Source organism: Paenibacillus popilliae ATCC 14706 (assembly GCF_000315235.1).
Classification (GTDB): domain Bacteria; phylum Bacillota; class Bacilli; order Paenibacillales; family Paenibacillaceae; genus Paenibacillus_B; species Paenibacillus_B popilliae.
The window spans coordinates 1-227 of record NZ_BALG01000180.1 but is presented as its reverse complement, the minus strand read 5'-3'; the positions used below and the strand labels follow the sequence as shown (position 1 = coordinate 227).

At 57.7% G+C, this 227-nt stretch carries 1 tRNA gene and 1 rRNA gene; both read left to right on the top strand.

Annotated features, from left to right (window positions below):
* Nucleotides 1–85 (top strand): 5S ribosomal RNA (rrf, locus tag PPOP_RS19470); the annotation flags it as partial.
* A gap of 65 nt (nucleotides 86–150) precedes the next feature.
* Nucleotides 151–226 (top strand) — tRNA-Asn (locus tag PPOP_RS11860).
* Nucleotide 227 lies beyond the last annotated feature (1 nt).

Genomic DNA, 227 nt, shown 5'->3' with positions numbered 1-227 from the left:
ACCCATCCCGAACACGACCGTTAAGCCCTCCAGCGCCGATGGTACTTGGACCGCAGGGTCCTGGGAGAGTAGGACGCTGCCAAGCAGACAGAGATGCGAGCGTGGGGTTGCTATTGCAAGTCCACGCAGGGCTGAACTGTTCCTTACTGTTCCCTGATAGCTCAGTTGGTAGAGCACTCGGCTGTTAACCGAGTTGTCACAGGTTCGAGTCCTGTTCGGGGAGCCAT